We start from the raw sequence: 20,726 nt of genomic DNA, 5'->3' as shown, positions 1-20,726 counted from the left end.
CTAAAAATGTATCATTGCGACAGGATTGCTCACGATACCAACCAAAAACCATGCAATGGCGCCCAACAATGCCAGTAAATGTACGATAACAAGTGCGCGACCCAGTGTACGCTTACCTATATCGTGGCTTTTCAATCCCCAAACCACAGCGCAAATTAACCCGATAACGGGAACACATGCAAGCAATACCATCATCACAGCAAACCAAACCGTCAGCGTCGTTTCGCCGGATGGTGAACCGTAGCTGAGAGCAGGTTCAAATGTTGCAGTGTCAGAGCCTTCGGAAGGCTGGAACGTAAAAGAAAGAGGCGCGTCTTGAATCACCTCAGGCTTGTTAAGATGATCTGAAAGGTCGGGCAATGCACCTGTTATTTGTTTGATATTGCCGGCCGCCGCACCGAGGTCGGGCGATGCATGGAGGATGGTATCACTGAGCGGTGTAGACGGCACACCGGTATCTTGTTCGCTTTGGTTGGTGTTAGATGTAAGTTCAAGTGTTTGAGATGCCGGCATAGTTTGCAACAAAGCCTCGCTGTCACGCGTAGGCGGCATTGTCGGGGAGGGGGCGTGTTGCGCAGCAAGGTGCGGCATCTGATGCGGCATATCGTGCGGGGCAGTGTGCACCTGCGGCGGCATCGTTTGAGGTTGATGTGTCATCTGTGACGGAATGCCGAAAATATTTTGCGGCAAATGAGTTTGTGTTTGTTGCTGAGTACATGGGGCGATCATAGCCTGTTGTTGAGGGTGCGGTATCGATAAAGGCTTGGGCACGCAGAGCCGCTTTCGAGGGTCGAAAAACTGATAGCCAGATGCTTTGGGGCGGCTATCATTCCTGGGTTGTGTAGCGATTGGCGGTGGCGGGGCATATTGCCGAGGGTGGCTGTTACGCTCATGCGGCATGCCGCTTGGTTGTTGTGGGGCGACTGTCGACCCGCACCAAGGACAAACAGTGGCCTGTTCAGATATTGTCGCTGTACAAATGTTACATCTCACGGGCGTATCCCCCCCCCTCTTCGTAGGGTTATTTTAAAATAGTATACCCGAAATTTAAAGGAATGTCAATTTTTTCTATTGACAAACAAATGTTCGCATGATATGATGTGTACAAATGAGGTGGTGTTTATGCTGGAAATTGAAACAAAATTGCAGTTGCCCGACGGCTTTGATGCGGCGCAGATTTTGCGCGATCCGTGGTTGCTTGATTTGATTGACACGCCGTTTGTTGAAACACAACATCGTGCCATTTATTATGACACAGCCGATGGTTTATTGGCACAGCGGAAATGGGCGTTGCGTGTGCGGCGTGAGGGTGACGTCTATCGCGTTGCGCTCAAAACGGGAACCGAGAACATCGACATTCGCAACGAATGGCAATGTGAGGCTACCGAAATTGCTGGTGCGCTGCCGAAATTGGCGGCATTGGGCGCACCGGCAGAGGGATTGCAAGTTGAGGAGTTGTTGCCGATTTGTGAAATCAATTTCACACGCACGCATGGTGTGATTATCCTGGGTGTTTTGAGCGCGGAATTGGCGATTGATATCGGCGAAATCATAATTGGCACAAAATTCGCACCTATTTGCGAATTAGAATTGGAATTATTAAGCGGCGACGTGACAAAGTTGCAAGCCTTAACAGGCATATTCATTGCGCGGTACGGTTTAGCAAGACAGCCGCTGAGTAAACTAGAAAGAGCTTTGTCAATTAGGAATGAGTAGGGGTGCACATTGCGCACTCCTACCCTGTGACTGAAAGGAGCATTCCCATGACAGTACAAGAAAAACTTCTAATCCTTGGAGAAGCGGCGCGGTATGACGTGTCTTGTGCTTCTTCGGGGAGCAAACGTGTCAAGGAAAAGGGCAAGGTCGGCTCGACGGCGAACGGTGGTATTTGTCACTCATGGACAGCCGACGGGCGGTGTGTGTCGCTGCTCAAAGTCTTGATGTCAAACGTTTGCATTTACGACTGCGCCTATTGCCACAACCGTGTCAGCAACGATGTGCCGCGCGCAACATTTACGCCCGAAGAACTGTGTGAACTGACACTGGGGTTCTATCGCCGCAATTATATTGAGGGCTTGTTTTTGTCGAGTGGTGTGGTGAAGAACCCCGATTACACTATGGAGTTGATGGAGCGCACATTAACGTTGCTGCGCGAACAGTTTGCGGGGTATATTCATCTCAAAGTTATTCCGGGGGCGTCGGCGTTGATGATTCATCGGCTTGGACTGCTGGCTGATCGTGTGTCGTGTAATATTGAGTTGCCGTCGGCGAACTCGCTGGCATTGCTTGCGCCGCAAAAGAAGCCGCAGGCTATCATTGAACCCATGCGGCTGATTAAGACAGCCAACGCGCAAGCGCTTGAAGACGGCAAGAAATTTCGCAATGCGCCGCAATTTGCGCCGGCGGGACAGTCGACACAGATGATTGTCGGCGCGACGCCGGACAGCGATTTGACCATCATGACCTTGGCGCGGGCGATGTATCAAAAGATGCGAATGAGGCGGGTGTATTATTCGGCGTATTTGCCGGTAGGCAACCATCCGATTTTGCCCGTGTCTGATGTGCCCGTGCCGTTGTTGCGTGAGCATCGGTTGTATCAGGCTGACTTCTTGTTCCGATTCTACGGATTTGAACCGAGCGATTTGGCTGACGATCGCCACCCAAACCTTGACATGGCGGTCGACCCTAAGGCGGCGTGGGCGTTGCGCAATATTCATCATTTCCCCATCGAAATCAATACTGCCGACCGTGAAATGTTGATGCGTATTCCCGGCTTGGGGCAAATTTCGGCCGACAGAATCATTGCCGCGCGGCGGCTTGCGCCCGTACAGTGGGATCATCTCAAAAAGCTGGGCGTTGTGATGAAGCGTGCGCAGTATTTCTTGACAGCGGCGGGTAAATTTTGCGGAAAATTGCAGCCCGACAGCCCGTTTTTACGCGATGTGTTAAGCGACCTGCGTGACCCGGAGCAGACATCGATGTTTGATGCGCCAAAAGCGTTGCCGGCGCATGAAGACGCGCCAAAAGTAATCATAGGGCGTGACACCCGCGGCGCGCTGCTGTACGAACAACCCTCGCTGGCGGATAGTCTGCCGCCATCCAATTCAATACGGCGCATTGATGGCAATGCACCTTACGCGGCATTGCCGCAACAAGCTCATGGTTTTGCTGTATGACGATACCTTTGACGGATTGTTGACCGCCATTTTTGACGCGTATCATGGCGAGCACAGCATCCGTGCAAAAGGGCGAAACGACGAGTTAACGCTGTTTGACTGTGTTGAAGTTGTTACCGATACGGCGAAAGCCGACCGCGTTACGGCGGGGATGCAAAAGCTTGACGGCGAGTTGCCAGGCCTGGTTTACAATGCTTTTTTGAGCCAGCTACCCAACATTGAAGATGTGATTTTAGAGGTCTTGCGCTTGGGTTTTTCCACGAAAAAATCACCGCTGCCGTTGCGGCAAATTCGTTGTGTTTGGCAATTGCAGGACGCGGCGCGCAAGGTGGGGGGACAGGCGGGCAAGCTCATCGGGATACTTCGGTTGCACCACGTTCACGATAATTTGTGGATTGCCGATTGCGAGCCGGACTATCATATTCTGCCGTTGATTGGGCAGCATTTCCACGAACGCTACTGTGATTCACGGCTGATTATCCGTGATTTGCGACGGCGTTTGGCGGTGGTGTCGTCGCCGGATGAATGGCAAATCATGCCGTTGCCGCCGGGCGAAATCGAGCCGATTCCCGAAGACAAAGAAATGACTGAACTTTGGCGTGGCTACTTCAATATCCTCGCCAATCCGCAGCGCAAAAACCTAAAACTCCAACAGCATTTCGTGCCGTTGAAGTTTCGAAAGTTTATGAATGAGTTTGAGTAGGGGGCGAAGGGGGTCGTTTGATGATATAGGGGCGATTATCAATCGCCCGTGTGAGGATGAAATCATAGCACTTGGGCTATTTCTATGCGGCAGGCGAACAGAGTTCGCCCCTACAATGTGGTTTGATATGAACAACCACAGGTTGTGCGCTGCATATTCGCAAACACCTCACAAATCTCCTCGTGTATCTCCCAAACATCATCACCCAAATTGCTGATAACGCAGACAAACAGCCCATTGCCATCATGCGAAGACATAAAGCTGACGCCTGGGTCGCTACCCTGGAAGTAGGGGAGTTTGCCGTCCAGCCAAAAGCCAAAACCGTACTCTTTGCTCTCTACTTGTGGGGCGAGCATCTGCGCGGCGGTTTCCTTACTGACAATCTCTCCCTTTAAGAGATGCGTCCAAAAACACTCAACATCATCGGCGGTGGTAAACGCGCCACCCGCACCTGTGCCTTTGGCGTCGACGCTGTAAATGTTGGTATAGTATTCGTCGCGCGCCTCGTCGTGGATGTAAGCGTTGGCGCAGCAGGCGGGCAGGCGGTCGAGTTCGTAATAGCCTGTACCGCTCATACCACACGGCTCGAAAATGGCTTTCGACAGGAATTCATCAAAAGGAACGCCCGTGACTTGCTCAACCACCAGTCCTAAAACGACGTATCCCGTGTTGTTGTACTGAAACTTTTCTCCGGGGTTGTACATCATGGGCTTGTCGATAAAGAGCGGTAGAAGATCAGTTGATGCGCGTACGCGATAGTTGGGAAAGTTGATCCACAGCTCTGCGTATTCCTCCATCACTGATTCGTCAAAATAATCGGGAATGCCTGATGTGTGGTTGAGCAGTTGCTTGACGGTTATCTTTTGGGAAATTTCTTTTAAGTCAAAATCTAAAATGTCGCCGATACAACTGTCGAGTGAAAGTTTGTCGTCCTCTATCAGTCGCATGATTGCTGCCGCGACAAATGCCTTGCCTGCGGAAGCTGTTGCAAACCGTGTGTCGGTTTGATTGGGTCTTTTATTTGGCAAGTCGGCGTATCCGTAAGCCTTTTTGAAAACGGATTGTCCGTCTTTGCTGATGGAGATAACGCCGTTAAAGTCCTTGCCGATGATTTTTTCGATTTCTTTCATAGAAACACCACCTTAATATACGTTTTTGTAAAATAAAATCTCCCTGCCATTCGACAGGGAGATTGTCAAGCGCAAAAAACGAACCTAGCGCAAAGCAAAGAAGCTTATTACTTTGCGACTTTTGCCAACTGGCTCTTCATGCGAGCTGCCTTGTTCTTATGCATCAAACCTTTGGCAACACCGCGATCGATGTCGCTTTGTGCTGCGGCGAATACTTCCGGCGTGAGTTGATTCTCCTCGGCCTGTGCGGCTAATTTGGCTTTCTTCACCGTGGTGCGCAACGCCGAGCGCGCGGCACGATTCTTTTCGGTCTTGGCAGCGGTCACCGCCACCCGTTTTTTGGCAGACTTGATATTGGGCAAGTCAACCACCACCTTTCCTTAAAGATTTGCCGCTGAAACAAACGGCAGATAAGCATTATACCATAGTGTTTTGGAAATTGCAACCCCTAAATTTGGAGGTTGTTGCGTAGCGCAGGAGGGGGAAATACCCGCTCGCAGAAGACAATTAAAACTGCCGTAGAAACCGCATATCGCCATCATATAACAAGCGCATATCATCAATGGCAAACCGCCCTAGCGTTAGGCGTTCAAGTCCTACGCCGAAGGCATAGCCGCTGTAAATTTCCGGGTCAATGCCGCAGTTACGCAGCACAGCAGGATGCACAACGCCTGCGCCCAACATCTCAATCCAGCCCTCGTACTTGCAAACGCGACAGCCAACGTCTCCGCCGCAAATATAACAAGAAATATCAACTTCTGCCGATGGTTCAGTAAACGGGAAATGATGCGGTCGGAATCGCGTACGGGTTTCTTCGCCGAAAATGTTTTTCATCAGCACTTCTAACGTACCCATCAAGTCAGCCATTGTCACACCCTTATCCACCACAAGGGCTTCCATTTGTGAAAAGTTGGGGCTGTGCGTGGCATCGACTTCATCCTTGCGATACACGCGCCCGGGGCTGATAATGCGAATGGGCGGCTGTTGCGCCATCATCGCACGAATCTGCACTGACGATGTGTGCGTACGCAGAACCATTGACGGAAACCCCGTTGTTTCGTCAATCGGCGCATCCTTGATATAAAATGTGTCCTGCAAGTCACGCGAGGGATGGTTAAGCGGTGAGTTGAGTGCATCGAACACATAACGAGAAAACTCAATCTGCGGTCCCTCGGCGACTGAGAAGCCCATTCCTAAGAATATATCGACCAACTCGTCCTGTACAATCGACATCGGGTGCTTATGGCCTGTCACAGGCATTTTGCCCGGCAGGGTAACGTCAATGGTCTCATTTGCCAGTGCCTCCGCCAGCAACGCTTGTTGCAGCATTTCGGCACGGTCGGCAATGGAATTTGTCAACTTCTCGCGCCATTCGTTAGCAACTTGCCCAACAAGCGGACGCTCGGCTTCCGACAATGCGCCCATGCCGCGCAATACGGCTGTCAATTCGCCCTTTTTGCCCAGCACTTGTACGCGCAAGGCTTCCAGCTCGGCAACGGTCGCAGCTGATTCAATTTTTGGTAACGCCGCACTACATAACGTGATAATTTGTTCTTGCATGATGGCCTCCTAGATGCTTGGTTGTTCGCTCAAAAATAGGTAGTGGTATACGCCGCTGCCGGAGGCACCAACATGTGCACCGGCCCCGATAAATCGATGTTCCGGTGACAAGATATACCTTTGATGCCCCGGTGAGTTCATCCAAAGATTTACAAGTGTTTCAGCCGTCATGCCCAAGTGAGAGCCCCAAGCAAAATTGCCGCCGTTCCACCGCAATCGCGCGCCAAAAGCGGCCGCAATATTGGCCGATGCACCATGCGTCGCGTCCGGCTCTGCGTATGGGCCGACATTGTGACCCGCTCCGGGAAATTGTGCTACAGTTTGGGCATAAAATCGCGCGGCGTGCATCAATGAGGCGTCGATTTCAACGGCAATTAGTTCGTGATCAGCGCGTATTTCATTGACGATCTGCACGACTTCAAGTTCAAATGCGAATGCGCCGCCCATGGCGTTGTATTTGGCAATCCATGCTGCGCGTTCGTCGGCAGTCAAACGCCGATCGGGCAGAGTGATAGACATTTGCGGGAAGCCTTCCGGTGGTGGCGGGACAGGCCAATCAACATCCAACATTCTCACCATCGCAATAATCAACTGCTGTGTTTGAAACGCAAAGTTGGGATTAAAGATAAAGGCCGGCGTGCCAGGAGGTGTGCCAGCAGAAGCTGTGCTTGTCATAATGCTGTGATAGTAAAGAAACGACACCGGCTCGCGAGCCCAAGATTGAATACCGCCTTGCCCGCCGCCGATGTGCCAGTCAGCAAAGTCAGCAGCATCCGAGAAGCCTGTCGTTTGATAGCCCAGAGCTCTCATCATGTTCATCAGACCGACGGCAGCCTGTGCGCGTGTCAACGTGCCATTGGGATTAAAGCCAAACACGCCGCCAAATTCGCCGCCCGTTAGGATACCCAATCGTGCCAAAGCCATAATTTGTGTGTATTGCGGATGGCTGTCGGGTACATCAGGAAAAGTTACATTGGAGATTTCACCGCCGCGGATGACAAAGTCGACTTCGATTTGTGCCAACGTATTACTTGTATACACTTCCATAAACGCCGCCAGCAACTCGGCAATATACCAACGTGGTGCGCCGTCACGGTAGAGGACGCCATCGGGCAATGGCCCGTCAATAAGGCCGATCTCGCGTGCATCGTTCATGTAAGTGACGGCCCAGCTGTTGGGCGTGTCGCGGCGGGGAAGGATGTTGAACGGTTGGCCGTTGGGCATGGTGGTGGTATGGAAGCCGCTCTCCCAACTAGTGCCCCACTCCGGGTGAAGAACTTCACGACCCCAGACACGCAGGGTGCCGTCGCTATGCACGACAAAATTTTGGTTAAGTGCGAAGGAAATGTTGTTTGCTATTTGCCGCGAATGCCACCCAGTGCTTGTGTGCATGACATCCCATATTATGCCGCTATCATCCAATACCCAAAACGCCCAATCGGATGCAGCGACGACTTGTGTTATACCAGTTAATCCGGACACTTGGACCGGACGCAGGAAGCGCATATCTGAATTGCCGGGATCCGACCAGATGAGATTCGGTCCCCATGCCCATACTGTGCCGTCGGCGCGCAACGCGACGCTGAGAGCGGTCTCGTTGCCCCAAGAGGTGTCGACAGCGTAGATAGACGAAACATTGGTCAAACCCGGCACTTGAATGATGTCGCCGAATTGCGGCTCGCGATTAGGGCCGAATTCGCGCCAAAAGCTGGAATATGCGTAGTTGACATGCCACTCGTGGCAGTACTCGCACCACCACTCGTCGTTGAGTGTTGGTCTAAATGCTGTGGCCCATACCGTGCCGTCTTCTAGCAGGATGAGTGCGTGACACGTGACAACGCTCATGGCCGCGGCTCTGTCAGGAAACGACAAGAAGCTGGAAACCGGATTGGTGTCGTTCCAGTGCCGCTCAAAAACGCTGCCATCGTCGAGAAGCCATAGGCCGCTGCTCGAAGTCCAACCGCTGTCAACAGGACTCGCACTGCCCCATGTGCCTGTCCATGTGTCTTCCCAAACTTCCTGGAGCGTGTAGTTATGAGCTCCATCCAAGTAAATGAAAAACTGCCATCTTGTGTCGTCAACGCGGCGTATGGTGCCGTTGGCATAGAGTGTTGTCACATCGGTAATCCATGGCACTTGTATTGGTTGCGCTCGATTGGCGGGGATGGGCTGGGTGATATTACCCACACGGATATTGTTGGCGTTGCGGTCAAGATTCCATGTCCAGACCGTGCCGTCATGGCGCAGTGCCAGCATATGATTCCACTCAGAACCCGCAATGGCAACAATGTTGCTTAAGTCGGGCACTTGTGTGGCTTTGTTGAGCCGCGTGTAAGTGTAGCTGTCCCATTGGGGAATAAAGGTTCGCTCGCGCTGTACAACACGCCATACCGTACCGTCATAGCGCAAGGCATAGTCGCCTGCCATCATGGGCTCGACGCGGAAAGGTACGGCGCTGTCTATTGCTTGCGCGGGTGTTTGTGCCATGGCGGCGGGCAGCAGCGCCAACAGCATTGCGCAGGCCAGGAATAGGCTTATGATTTTTCTTGCTCTCATGGGGTTGTCTCCTATGCATTCACAAATTTGTGCGTCAGTATTGCAGCAAGTATAACACACTTGCCGGGCATCGTCTAGATAAATTCATATCGCGTTTCGCGCGCAAACAGCCGCTCCAGTACTACGGCGGTATCGGCGTGTTTATAAATAATATCGTACACGGCTTGACAGATAGGTAACTCTATTTGCTGCTGCTGTGCCAATTCAATGAATGCAGGCACGGAATGGTAACCTTCCGCCAGCTTTTGGCTCGGTTTGCCTTGGATAAACTGTTCGCCATATAAGCGATTTTGACTGTGCGGGGAAAAGAGTGTTGCCTCATAATCGCCGAGGTGGCATAAGCCATAAGTTGAGCGGATATCACCGCCAAGTTTAGCGGTTAATTGTGAAATTTCGTATGCGCCCCGTGCCATCAACGCGCCTTTGAGGCTGCTGCGTCCCGAGCCGTCAAGCATGCCTGCCGCAATGCCGACAACGTTTTTGGCTGCCGCGCCGATTTCGTTGCCGATTAAGTCATTGCCATAATAGATACGGATAAGCGGACTGGAAAAAGCATCGGCGGCATCGCGCCGCAGTGCGTCGTGCTGGCTGTCGATAACCATGCAGTTGGGGATGCCGGCAGCAAAATCCTGCGGATGTCCCGGGCCGAGCCATACGGCAGTAGGGTAATTTTCGTCCAGGCATTGCGTCGCGACTTGGCTGAGCCGTAAGCCGCTCTTAGTTTCTAAACCTTTCATGCACAAGACAATAGGGATTTGCAGCTTCTGTATTTGGCATTCATTCAACACATCGCGCAGCGATTGCGCTGCGACAGCGATGAGCAGATAGTCGCAATTTGATACAACAGTAAGATTGTCTACCAGAGCAATATCATTTTGCAACGTGACAGTGGCATTGCGGCGTGAGGTTTGTAATTGCCGGAAACGTTCCGACTGAGTCCGCCCCCAAAGCGTTACGGCATGTCCTAATTGCCGTGTGTACCATGCCAAAAACGTTGCCCAGCGACCGCTGCCGAGTATGCCGACATGCATATATGTATCCTCCGATTATGTTATGAGGACATTATAACACAGCGGCAGGGATAAGTCTATGTCGAAATTTCTGATATAAAAAAAGTCTTGCAAAATGAAAATAAGTATGGTACAATTACTAAACATGCGGGTGTAGTTCAATGGTAGAATTCCAGCCTTCCAAGCTGGCCGCGTGGGTTCGATCCCCATCACCCGCTCCAAAACGCAAGCCCCGCCTAACTGTTGCATTTTCAACGGTTTGGTGGGGTTTTTGCTTGCCGATAGTTATCCAGTGGTGCATGACCATAGTGCGGTTTAGGGAGGGTTAATGTGGGTTGTTGGTGGACAAACTGGTGGACAAAGACAACTCCAACATTGAAATAATTTATCTTTTCCTACACACAAGAATGTGGAATGCATTTCAACATGTTTCGAAAATGCTTGACATGCGCTGAACAACATGCTACAATTTGGCTATTGATACACATTACACAACAGTATCACACAAACAATGCACATGTTTACATATGTATTGATGTTGTGTATAATCCATGTGTACAGAAAGGGTACGGATAATGGTTATAGCAATAGCAAATCAAAAAGGCGGTGTGGCAAAAACGACGACCGCGCACAATCTAGGGGTTGCCCTCTCACTTTTGGATAAGAAGGTTTTAATGATTGACCTTGACAGCCAAGCGAGCTTGACTATTTCAACAGGAGTTGAACCAAACGACACGGCAGACAACAGCATAGTTTCAGTATTGGCTGATGGCAAGGAAAGAATCAAGGATTGCATCCATAAGACAAGAAACGAAAACCTGTACATTATTCCATCGGTCATCGACCTTGCCGGGCTGGAAATGCAATTATTCGCAAGAACAAGCAGAGAAAAAATACTTGCACGGGCAATCGAACCGATACGCAATGACTTTGACTTTATCATCATTGACTGTCCCCCGCAGCTTGGCATTTTAACAGTCAATGCGCTATCATGTGCCGATGGCATTATAATCCCCGTTAAAACCGACTATTTGGCGTACCGGGGCATAAAAGACCTCGAATACTCGATAAGCGATGTGCAAGAGTATTTGAACCCAAACGCAAAGATTTTTGGGGTTATTGCCACCATCTATGAAAAGGTGTCAAAGGACGATAGGAGCGTTTTGGCAATGCTAAATCAGGAATATAACGTCATTGGTGTTGTCAGCAAAAAGGTCATGGTTAAAAAGGGCGTATATGACGGTATAGCCGTCGTTGAACTTGCCCCGAGTAGTGATATTGCACAATCGTACAAAGATGTTGCTAAAATGATTGTTTCGGGTGAATACAGAAAGACGGTGAGCGCATGAGTGACAAAAACCTTAGTGGCATTGAGCAGCGAGAAGAGCGGCGCAGAAGTAGCATTGTCGCCTCTATTGCAGGGGTTGATAAAAAGTCATTAGACGAATCTACCACCATGTCGGCCGGTGCGGTTGTTGTTAAACGAAAAGGCGAAATCCGCGACCGTAGGAAGCAATTTGTGTTAAAGCCATCTACCCACGACATGGCAGAAGCGAAGTGCAAAAAGTTGGGCATTTCAATGAATGAAGCCATCAACCAGCTTTTAGAAAACTGGATAAATAGCGATTAAAAGGAGAAATAAGAAAACATAGAAATGTATTATGGTTGTGTAATACATATACACAATTAAAATGTGTAGACAATAAATCGCTGCATAACATCCAAACAAAAAGGAAACTTCGGATTTGTCAAAGTTTCCTTTTTTATCGCTCAATATTTTTTTGTAAGTTTTTTGCCTGCCTGTTCTCTGCCATGCGCTTGCTCTGATCTGTGCATCGCTTTTTCTTATCCTGTAAAGAAGGCTTACGCTCAATAAACTGATGATACTTTTCAAATGCTTCCATTGTAAAGTATTTTGCCATCATCGTTTGTTGGTTCGGATGGATATATGTATCAATGATGTCAAAAAGCTCTTTTTCGTTTTGAATGCCCAGCTCTTTCATCAAAAAGATACTATCATCCATATCCTTGGAGTTGGCGCGCGCTGATGTCAGCTTCATAGCAAGTAAACTCTCAGCATCGACACTCAGTACGGTAAGGTTGGAATAGGATAGGTGCGTTTGAAATTTCATCTTGTCGGTGACAAACCCCTTTGCGCCGTCATTGAGCCAATCCTCGTTAAGTGAATGTTTTTCGGCTATGTCACTTATAATTGCGCGTAAGTCTTCTTTGGGCGCAAAGATAGCATCAATGTCATAGGTAGACGTCCTTGCGTTAAACACCATGGTCATGGCGGCTCCGCCGACAACATAGATGTCACCATGTTTGTTTTCGGCGGCGAGCCGGCTGTTGATTTCCTCAAAATATTTGAGTATATCCTCTCTTGTCAGCTCACGCATATCATTACGCCCTTTCAATGGCGTTTGCACCGTGGAAGATATTTTTACTTGCAAAGGTAATAGGAGTGTCTTGGATTAAAAACTCTTGAAACTCTTTGTTTTTCGTGTCGAACGCAAAGACAGGGTGCGGCATCTTATACTGTGGGTCATCCACCCATTTAGGAACAGATAGGTTGTTGACAATGGCGAGGTGATGCGCCACTGCCGCCAAAATGCAGAGGTTTACTTGACCGGCATTACTAGATTGCGGCCGGGCTTCAAGCATAGCGCATTGTTCATCACTACGCTTGAACTCATCTAAGAAAGAGCCAAGCGCAAAGTTGAAGTCTTTATGCTCTATAACATCGGTTAGGTTCATTTTGCCGCCTCCTTCTTTTTGCGTATGTTAATTATACCACAATCTGCGTTATATAGCAATATCGCTATGCGGTTGTGTGCTGGTGTTGTGTATAGAGAATACACAATTCATATCTTCCTCGCTACAACAACAAGCCGATAGTCCGGCCGTGTATTGATGCAAGTAGAAAGTGTAATTAACCTATCACCATATGTAGCAGTAACACCGGTACTATTCACAGCAAGTTCCTTGCCTCGACGCACAAATTCGTCAAACTCATCTTCAACGGCAGCGTTGACAAACATATGGTATGGAAATGCAGTCGGGTTGGCGATGAATACCGTAATTATCTCATACCGTCCAAAGCCGGCAATGGTGTCAAAATTGATAATCGGATGTTCGGCAAGAAAGGTCGCGTTCCTATAATTCATCAACGAACCAAACATCCTACTGTTACCCATATTGTGTGCAAAGATAGTAATGTTGTCGCTCTGTGGTTCAAGAGTGGCATACTCAAAAATATATGGTGTGCCGAAGCGACAACGCTCACCTCGGAAGTTACGCCGCAAGTAAAAATCCGGCCGCCCCGGCGTATGCATGACAGGATAATTTATTGATGTGCCGTCAATAGAAATCCAACCTATCATATCGGGGTTTTGTGAAAACAACGCACCGTATTGGTCGAACACTGTCCATTCAGCCGGCGCATCATCGGTGTAGTTTGGTTGTCCCTGAGGCGGGGAGGGCGGCCTTTCGATTTGTGAAGTTAGCCGGTCGAATTGCTCCGCAACTTCTCGTTCTTCGGAAACATGACGCCAAATCTGTGACCCTGAAAAAGCAAAAACGCCAATCAATAAAATGACTATACAGAGCCATAAGGGTGAGAAACGACGATGGCGTTTCATTGGTCTGCTCCTATAATTTCTCGTACACCGTCAACGGCTACTATGCGTTTTAGCAAATCCTCGAATACGCCTTGGTCAGCTCCATCGCAATCAAAATATTTTTCTGCCAGTGCACCGTTTTGAATTAAGCGGCGGGTACGCTCTTTGCGAGCCGCTTCGGTTTTCTTTTTATTAAGGTCTTTCATCTGTGCATCAATTTGTTTAGCTCTTTGTTCGGCGGCCTCTTTCTTTAATTCCAATTCTTTTAATTTTTCCTCGATTGATTTCTTAACTGTTGCCATAGTCGTTTCTCCTTTTCTGAACGGTAAGTGCGATTGATTTTTCAATCCAAGAAACAAAATCGCAATGCGATTTTCCCTCCTTGCTTTTCTAAATCAATTTATTCGCCCCGTATGCTTTAACGCATTATATCATAAGATAGTTGCTTTTGCAACCGTCTTATGATATAATTACAGCATCCGCGAAGCGGGGCGAATTTCCCTTGCATTTTAAGCAAGGGCGCACTTATAAGGCACTTTTTCCATAAATGTAAAAAATGCCTGTGCGCGATGGAGTTTCACCCCCTCGACCCCGAAACGTGAAAATTGAAAATCAATCCTTTGCTGATTGTTTTTTCAACTTTCACTATTCCATTTTCTCACCACGAGAAAATGGAACGCCGTACTTGTACGGCTCAACAAATATTCAAAGCTATGCTTTTCATATTTGTGCTACTTCCGCCTAAAGCGAAGTAGCATAGCGCGGGCGAAAGATTGAGACGAAAGGAGAGTGCTTCCATATGGCAATCTATCACAACCATGCGAAGGTAATTACAAAGGCAAGCGGGCGTTCTCCGGTTGCCGTAAGTGCATATATTAACGGTATTAAAATGACCGATGAATACACCGGGAAAATACACGACTATTCGAAGAAACGGGAAGTCATGCACAGAGAAGTCATGCTGCCCGAAAATGCACCGTGGCAATTTCATGACAGAGAAATTCTATGGAATGCCGTGGCGAAATACGAAGGACAGACGGGACAGAAAGCGCGGACGTTTGAATTTTCACTGCCGCGAGAACTTGATTTACGAGAACAAACTAAGCTGCTGCAAAATTATGTGCGGGATAATTTTGTTAACGCCGGGATGTGTGCCGACTTTGCCATACATGATAAAAAAGACGGAAACCCTCACGCTCATATCAATCTGACAATACGGCCGATTGATAGTGACGGAAATTGGGAAACCAAAACGACCACTTTCTATGTTTGCAAAAACAAGCACGGCGAAGAACGAGCCTTGACCGCCGCCGAATGGCAAGCAGATAAAGCGACTTGGTACAAAAAAATGCCGTATTACAAAGACGGAAAAAAGAGCAATAGCAACCTTCTATACCTCACAAAACACGAAGCTGATAGCGACCCGAAATACAAAGATTATCAGCGTGTCAAAGGTGTAAAGAAACCTGAGCAGCATAGCGAATATACTAACCCGAAAATTATAGAATGGAGCAGTCCGGAATTTCTCGAAAATTGCCGTGAGGATTTGGCTGTTAAAATCAACCAAGCACTTGAAGAAAACGGCTTTACAGATAGAGTAGACCATAGGAGTTATGAAGCACAAGGGATTATAAAATTCCCGACCAAGCATTTAGGTGTAGCAGCAAAAGGCATCGAAGGGAAAGGGGTGTCATCAGAACGGGGTAATGAAAACAGACTTATTGAGCAAGCGAACCGTGACCAGCTTCGTGAAATTGCCGTGCTTGAAAAAGAAATGAATGACGCTATAATCCATATAGACGAGCTACGGCGGCAACAAGAACAACTTGCGGCAGTCGGCGGCAGCTTGTCGATGCGGCCCATGGTGGCAACACTTGCTGAAAAAATTGAGCAAGCCAAGATTAGAGCTGCTGAGCAAAACAAAAAACCTGTGCGTATTCACGAGCCGGAAACTCCGGTCGGGCAGGGTATAGTGACTGAGAAACGCACGGCAGAAACGTATGCCAAAGAAATAGAAAAGCTGGCATTTTATCAAACCATCAGAGAAACGAAAGAACTTGCCAAACTCCTTACTGTTATCCATAAAGAGGATATAACTTGCTACCGGGACTTTAACCAACGACTTGCCGGCATCAAACGTGATAAATGGTCTGTAAATTCTGAAAGCGAGAACAGCAAGACGATAGCCGGCTTGCTTGCTACCGTAAAGAAATATAAGCCGATTAGGGCTACATTTGAAAGTCTAAATGGGAGAGCTGCCAAAAAATATGCCGAGCAACACAAAGATGAGTTGGAAATTATATCAATGGCAGAGAATAGATTAAAAGAGCTTAATGCGGACGACAATATCAAGAATGCGAACCTGGATGGTGCGATAGCGTGTGCAAATGAAAAGGTAGCCATTGCCGACAAGGCAATAACTACCCTTAATGCTCGTGCTGTTTTAGTGCATTCAGCTCGGAATACAGTCGATAAGATTATGCGAAAAGAGCGCGAGCAAGAGAAAGAACGGAAACCGGAAACGGAGCGGTAGTATTAATAGATAAAAGACAACAAGAAATGAGCTACCCACCCGCCAAATGCAAATGTTTCGATGTACTCAAAAGGATTGTAGAAATCTGATGCGTCCATATTTTTGAGATGATATTGTTTGGTGGTTTCGCATCGACGAAACCTTTGATGCTGTGCGATGTATCCCACGGGGCGTTTTGTCAAGCACTTTTTTTGCTATATAGACGAGAAAAAAACCACAAGGCTTGTGCCGTGTAGGGTTTGACATTTTTTGGGGGTTGTTGCCTTGTGAAAAATCTCGCCCATTGCGGCATAGGGCAGGCCTTACCTCTCGACTATGACATTTGTACTTGAAAAAAATGACAATATCTGCTATACTGTGTAAAAGGCTGTCATCAACTATATGGAGGAAGTATCTATGCGTAAGCGTATACTAACGCTTGCTTTGGCAACTGCAATGCTCTTGGGCAGCGCATCGCACATCGGCGTGGCACAGCCGCATTTTCCTGTCAGCGTGGCGCAAGCAGCAAATTTCGTCATTGACAATCCCTACGAGGACGTGAATTGGGACACTTGGAATTCACACCGTGCCGCACTGCATACGCATACCAACAACTTTGACGGCAGGCTTACGTTGGACAATGTGGTGTTAGACCACTTTCAAAGAGGCTATGACATTCTTGCTATCACTGACCACAATACAGTGACGCCCGCGTTTGACCAAATGCCATGGCGGTTTGCGCCTGAAACAGGGCGTGTCGACCCTGTGTTTCGGCACATGACCACCGCCGATAAACTGGCGATTTACCATGGCACATGCACTCGTCCGCGCGTTATGCCGCAATGGCCGACACCGCGCACACAGCAGCATGGCATGATAGGCCTCCCCGACAGCAACGAGCCGTCCCTTTCTCACCATATGCTCACCTACTGGGCACCCATCAACAACTACCACCATGGTTGGGGCTTGCCGCTTTATCGCAGGGGTTACTATTACCCCGGAGACCCAACCAGATTCAGCAACACGACGCCGACCCCGGGCATTATTAACCCGGCATGGATGGAGTATCACATGTTGCGGCGAACAATGGAGGTGGGCGGTCTTGCCGTGATAGCACATCCCGGGCGTTATACGGGCGGCGTTGGAATCTGTGAAGATGAAGATTATGAAGACGATTTAACTACTGCGGAGTATCGCCTAATTAAAGGCGCTTACGCATCCAACCACCCTGTCATATACGGTCGTTACGTTGAAATGTTCCGCCGCTTTCCTAGTGCCGTTGGTATGGAAATTTTCAATAGGTTAGACAACGAAACCCGCTCCGACCGTATTTTGTGGGACAATATTTTGCAGCAAACCATGCCATACGGTCGCAATGTCTTTGGCTTTTCCAACGATGACAGTCATGATGACGTTGAAACCGGTTATAATTGGAACATGTTCTTTCTGCCCGAACTCAGTGTTGACGCCATGCGTCAAGCTATGGAAACAGGCACTTTCTATACGATTGCCCGTGTTGACCGCCGCTTGGGCATCAACGACACCTTGCCAAACGATGAAACGCCGGACGATGATGCCATTCCCATGCCCCGTGCCGGTAACGCGGACACACTGCATCTGTGGGATTTACCCGACCCGCCGGGTATTGCCAGCATTGTCGTGGGTGATGATACGATTACCATTAACGCCGTTCGCTACAATGAAATCCAGTGGATTAGCGGCGCCCCCGGCAACGGCGGCCGTGTGATACATATCGGCGCAACGCTGGACTTGAATGATACGCTGTATCCTATCGTAGGCAATTACGTCCGCGCGCAGATTATTCATTGGGATAACGGCGTTGCCATGACCCAGCCGTTCGGCGTTCGGGGCGTTGCAGAAGAGTTGAACACGAGCAATATCGTCAGTTTTACGCGACAGCCCGCCGTCATTGATGTATATTGTGATGTGGCATCAACGGCACTAGGACTGGGGTTGCCGGGCGGCACACAAATTCAGGCAAGTGACGGCCGTGTGTCTTACGCGCGTATCAACTGGGATTTGTTCGGCTTAGATTCTAATGGCATCTGCCAACAGAGCCATATCATCAACGGTCGGTTGGAACTGCCTGGCGGTGTTGTCAATGGCAACAACCTTGATTTGAATGTCAGCGTGACCGTCAATATCATATGCCGCTTGTGGCATTACGACGATAATCCCAACGCATGGGCGCGTGATTACCTCTATAATGCCTGTTACCGCAGTTTGATTTCGCATCGTGTGCTGCAAAGCAGCACATGGCGCGATGGTATTCCGCGGTTGTACATTGCCGATTTGGCGGCACGGTTCATCGAAACGCAAAGCGGTATGACGGTTCAAGCATTTGTGGCGTCGCGTGACCCAAGCACGTTGCATGACATTCCGTTCACTGACAGCAATGACCCCGATGTGCTTGCCTTGGCGCGGCTGGGTATCATTTTGGGCATGGGGTCGTACCAGTGGGACGGCGTACAGTTCCGTCCGCATGATTTAATTGACCGTCAAAGTGCGGCGGTGTTGCTGGGGCGGCTGGTGACGCTGTTTGGCGGCGAAGTGCCGGCAAATGTGCCGCAAGCCGCTTTGCCGTTCCAAGACGCGGTGGCAAGCTGGGCGCGGGGTTCGGTGTATTTCCTGTATCACCAAAACCCAAGAATCATGAGTAACACTAGCTCGATTCCGGGCGTGTATCTATTCTCGCCGCAAATGACATTCCAAAGCCAAATGATGGTCATCGCCATGGTGCGGACGTTGAATGTGTTGGTCGGTGGCGTTCTTTCGATTGACTTTGCGTCAAGTATAAGGCATAATGTTGGCAACAGAAACAATGAGGAGGAACCTGAGATGAAAAAACTGGCATGTACACTCTTGGCTTGCGCCATGTTGTTGGCAGCGACGCCGACGGCAGGTGTGGCCGAGCCGGTCGTTGAAATTGCGTCCGGCGTATTCACCGAGCATGGCAGCCATCTGCCGTGGCGGCTGTACAGCGACGGCGCGTTGATTGTGGATAGCGGAATGCTTGATAGGGGCGACACATGGCGCGGTATTTGGGCCGGTCATGGTCGTGATATTACTACCATCACATTTACCGGGCCGGTTATCGCCGGCAATTCATTGAGTGGTCTATTTAGGGCCTTAGCAAATGTAACGGCCATAGACGGGTTACATTATTTTGATACAAGCAACGTCACTGATATGAGTGGCATGTTTAATCTTTCTTTCCGTGATACGATGGGCACATTACCCTTTTACGCATCGCCCTTAACGACCCTTGATTTATCGGGTTGGGATACAAGCAATGTGACAAATATGTCGGATATGTTTAATGGCGCAATCAGCTTAACAAGCATTGAAGGCATATCCGACTGGGATACAAGCAATGTAACCAATATGAGTCATATGTTTGGTTTTGACTTTTTTGGCTTTCCCCACTGGCTTCCTCGCGAAACAAGTTTGGAAAATCTTGATGTATCGGGTTGGGATACGAGCAGTGTAACAAACATGAGAGGTGTGTTTAGAGGTGCAAGCAGCTTGACAAATCTTGATTTATCTGGTTGGAATACCGGAAATGTAACAAGTACTGCGAATATGTTCAGCGGTATGACTAGCTTACACTCACTAACGTTGGGCGAAAATTTCGCTTTTGTTGGGGGGGGGGCACTCCCCGCCGGCCCGTGGCAAAACGTCGGTTCCGGCACGGTGGCTAACCCGCAGGGTGCGTTTATCTTCACGGCGGCAGAGTTGATGGCAAACTTCGATGGCACAATCCATGCCGACACATGGGTACGCCAGCCGCACCCTGTCTATCGTTATGACAACAACCCCAACAGTTGGGCGCGTGAATATTTGGAGCAAGCGTATGACTTAGGGTTGATTTCCCAGCGTGTGCTGGAAAATAACACATGGCGCGATGGTATTCCGCGTATTTACATCGCCGATATGGCGGCGCGGTTTATCGAGGCGCATTATGGTGAGAGCATCGTAGACTTCGTAGCGTCACGTGACCCAAGCACATTGTACAGCGTCCCGTTCACAGACAGCACTGACCCCGACGTACTCGCGCTGGCGCAGTTGGGTGTCATTCGCGGTAAGGGTTCGTTCCAGTGGGAGGGCGTGCAGTTCCGGCCCAATGATAACATCGACCGTCAAAGCGCGGCGGTGTTGTTGGGGCGATTGATTACACTGTTTGACGGTGAAGTGCCAGTCTATGTGCCACAAGGTGACTTGCCCTTTGAGGACAGAGTGGCAAGCTGGACACGCGGTTCGGTGTACTTCCTGTATGACCTCGGCATTATGGGCAACACTTGCTCACAAGGCGGCTATTTGTTCTCGCCGCGCATGGAAATGCAATTCCAAATGATGGTCATGGCTATGGTACGAACGCTGGACGCGTTAGATTGAGCAACAATGAAACACAAGTGGGCGGCAAATGCCGCCCACTTGT

Annotated in this window: 17 protein-coding genes and 1 tRNA gene; 8 read left to right on the top strand and 10 right to left on the bottom strand. The window is 49.3% G+C overall.

Annotated features, from left to right (window positions below; genetic code table 11):
* Complete coding sequence (locus tag FWE06_01135) at positions 1–993, bottom strand: hypothetical protein (GenBank protein ID MCL2545784.1); 993 nt, start codon at positions 991–993, stop codon at positions 1–3.
* Positions 994–1,122: 129 nt separating this feature from the next.
* Between FWE06_01135 and FWE06_01130 the strand changes: the two genes are divergently transcribed.
* Genes FWE06_01130 through FWE06_01120 form a run of 3 tightly spaced genes read left to right on the top strand, consistent with a single transcriptional unit; the run spans position 1,123 to position 3,879 of the window.
* A complete protein-coding gene (locus tag FWE06_01130; protein ID MCL2545783.1) occupies positions 1,123–1,716 on the top strand; it encodes a CYTH domain-containing protein in 594 nt (197 codons plus the stop codon).
* Positions 1,717–1,763: 47 nt separating this feature from the next.
* Entirely contained in the window at positions 1,764–3,176 is a 1,413-nt protein-coding gene (locus tag FWE06_01125; GenBank protein MCL2545782.1) for a putative DNA modification/repair radical SAM protein, read from the top strand.
* Positions 3,121–3,879, top strand: a complete 759-nt coding sequence (locus FWE06_01120) for a TIGR03915 family putative DNA repair protein (GenBank protein ID MCL2545781.1) — start codon at positions 3,121–3,123, stop codon at positions 3,877–3,879. Before FWE06_01125 ends, FWE06_01120 begins: the two co-directional genes overlap by 56 nt.
* Positions 3,880–3,989: 110 nt before the next feature.
* On the opposite strand, the gene FWE06_01115 is transcribed toward FWE06_01120, so the two are convergent.
* The 5 genes from FWE06_01115 to FWE06_01095 all read right to left on the bottom strand — a co-directional run bounded on the left by FWE06_01115 (position 3,990) and on the right by FWE06_01095 (position 10,156).
* Entirely contained in the window at positions 3,990–5,009 is a 1,020-nt protein-coding gene (locus FWE06_01115; protein ID MCL2545780.1) for a beta-lactamase family protein, read from the bottom strand.
* Positions 5,010–5,116: 107 nt separating this feature from the next.
* On the bottom strand, positions 5,117–5,371 hold the full coding sequence (gene rpsT / locus FWE06_01110; GenBank protein MCL2545779.1) for a 30S ribosomal protein S20: 255 nt from the start codon (positions 5,369–5,371) through the stop codon (positions 5,117–5,119).
* 145 nt (positions 5,372–5,516) lie between these two features.
* Complete coding sequence (pheS, locus tag FWE06_01105; protein MCL2545778.1) at positions 5,517–6,569, bottom strand: phenylalanine--tRNA ligase subunit alpha; 1,053 nt, start codon at positions 6,567–6,569, stop codon at positions 5,517–5,519.
* A gap of 9 nt (positions 6,570–6,578) precedes the next feature.
* Positions 6,579–9,125 carry an S-layer homology domain-containing protein gene (locus tag FWE06_01100; protein MCL2545777.1) on the bottom strand — a complete coding sequence of 849 codons (2,547 nt, stop codon included), beginning with the start codon at positions 9,123–9,125 and terminating at the stop codon, positions 6,579–6,581.
* A 74-nt stretch (positions 9,126–9,199) separates the two neighbouring features.
* Entirely contained in the window at positions 9,200–10,156 is a 957-nt protein-coding gene (locus FWE06_01095) for a glycerol-3-phosphate dehydrogenase (protein ID MCL2545776.1), read from the bottom strand.
* Positions 10,157–10,282: 126 nt separating this feature from the next.
* Here FWE06_01095 and FWE06_01090 point away from each other — a divergent pair.
* The 3 genes from FWE06_01090 (at position 10,283) to FWE06_01080 (ending at position 11,765) form a co-directional block, all read left to right on the top strand.
* Positions 10,283–10,356, top strand: a tRNA-Gly gene (locus tag FWE06_01090).
* 354 nt (positions 10,357–10,710) lie between these two features.
* Positions 10,711–11,484, top strand: coding sequence for an AAA family ATPase (locus tag FWE06_01085; protein MCL2545775.1), 774 nt, complete (start codon positions 10,711–10,713; stop codon positions 11,482–11,484).
* Positions 11,481–11,765, top strand: a complete 285-nt coding sequence (locus FWE06_01080; GenBank protein MCL2545774.1) for a hypothetical protein — start codon at positions 11,481–11,483, stop codon at positions 11,763–11,765. Before FWE06_01085 ends, FWE06_01080 begins: the two co-directional genes overlap by 4 nt.
* A 133-nt stretch (positions 11,766–11,898) precedes the next feature.
* Here the strand turns inward: FWE06_01080 and FWE06_01075 are convergent, their stop codons facing one another.
* The 4 genes from FWE06_01075 to FWE06_01060 all read right to left on the bottom strand — a co-directional run bounded on the left by FWE06_01075 (position 11,899) and on the right by FWE06_01060 (position 14,057).
* On the bottom strand, positions 11,899–12,534 hold the full coding sequence (locus tag FWE06_01075) for a DUF6036 family nucleotidyltransferase (protein ID MCL2545773.1): 636 nt from the start codon (positions 12,532–12,534) through the stop codon (positions 11,899–11,901).
* 4 nt (positions 12,535–12,538) lie between these two features.
* Positions 12,539–12,892, bottom strand: coding sequence for a hypothetical protein (locus FWE06_01070; protein ID MCL2545772.1), 354 nt, complete (start codon positions 12,890–12,892; stop codon positions 12,539–12,541).
* Positions 12,893–12,999: 107 nt separating this feature from the next.
* Complete coding sequence (locus FWE06_01065) at positions 13,000–13,776, bottom strand: class B sortase (protein ID MCL2545771.1); 777 nt, start codon at positions 13,774–13,776, stop codon at positions 13,000–13,002.
* A complete protein-coding gene (locus FWE06_01060) occupies positions 13,773–14,057 on the bottom strand; it encodes a DUF3847 domain-containing protein (GenBank protein ID MCL2545770.1) in 285 nt (94 codons plus the stop codon). The genes FWE06_01065 and FWE06_01060 overlap by 4 nt, the downstream gene beginning before the upstream one ends.
* Positions 14,058–14,554: 497 nt before the next feature.
* Here FWE06_01060 and FWE06_01055 point away from each other — a divergent pair, with 497 nt between their 5' ends.
* Together FWE06_01055 and FWE06_01050 are read left to right on the top strand one after the other, a co-directional pair.
* Positions 14,555–16,288, top strand: coding sequence for a MobA/MobL family protein (locus FWE06_01055; GenBank protein ID MCL2545769.1), 1,734 nt, complete (start codon positions 14,555–14,557; stop codon positions 16,286–16,288).
* Between the two features lie 396 nt (positions 16,289–16,684).
* Positions 16,685–20,683: a BspA family leucine-rich repeat surface protein gene (locus FWE06_01050; protein MCL2545768.1), complete on the top strand. Its 3,999-nt coding sequence runs from the start codon at positions 16,685–16,687 to the stop codon at positions 20,681–20,683.
* The last annotated feature ends 43 nt before the right edge of the window (positions 20,684–20,726 follow it).

The sequence above is a fragment of the Oscillospiraceae bacterium genome, assembly GCA_009780275.1.
Taxonomy (GTDB): domain Bacteria; phylum Bacillota; class Clostridia; order Oscillospirales; family UBA929; genus WRAI01.
The sequence above is the reverse complement of the archived record's forward strand: the minus strand, read 5'-3'. Positions and strand labels throughout refer to the sequence as shown.